Annotated in this window: 1 protein-coding gene; it reads right to left on the minus strand. The window is 43.5% G+C overall.

The genetic code is table 11. The annotated features are described in order from the left end of the window. Window positions 1-529: DUF3900 domain-containing protein (locus K9V48_RS28520; protein WP_224142358.1), on the minus strand; the 529-nt coding region annotated here is incomplete at both ends.

Consider the following 529-nt stretch of genomic DNA (forward strand, 5'->3'; position numbering starts at 1 on the left):
CCAACACCTTTCCGACTAATTCGCTCAATAATTTCATGCAAATCATCCGGCCGATGAAACTCAATCGGTGAAACGCCCTTCTCAAACTCAATCGTATCCGCCTCAACTAAAAGCACATACCGTCCGTTAATCTTCCCTAAATGAACATTCTCTCCAAAATCTGCAAGTAATCCCTTGATATGCGTATCACCTAGCTTCATTTTCAGCTCAGCCTCTGGCGTATGCTCGACAATCATTGCCGTAGCTTCGACAACTTGTTCTGTCGTTAGTCGTTCTTGAATTTCACGCTTCGGACTTGCTTCCCAGATTTCGAGTTCATGTTCAAACTGCTGGCGTTCTTGACTGTTTTCCTCATATGTCTCATAAACGTGTTCCTGCACCATTGACATCACTTGTGTTTTCAATATCTCAGGCATCGATTCTCCGTATTCGACAAACTTTAAGAAATCCTCAAAGTAGCGAGCATGTGAGGATTGGTGGATTTTTAATTCGCCTGTTTCCACCATTCCTTCTTCAGGCATGTAGGGGT

This window comes from Metabacillus rhizolycopersici, from assembly GCF_020075705.1.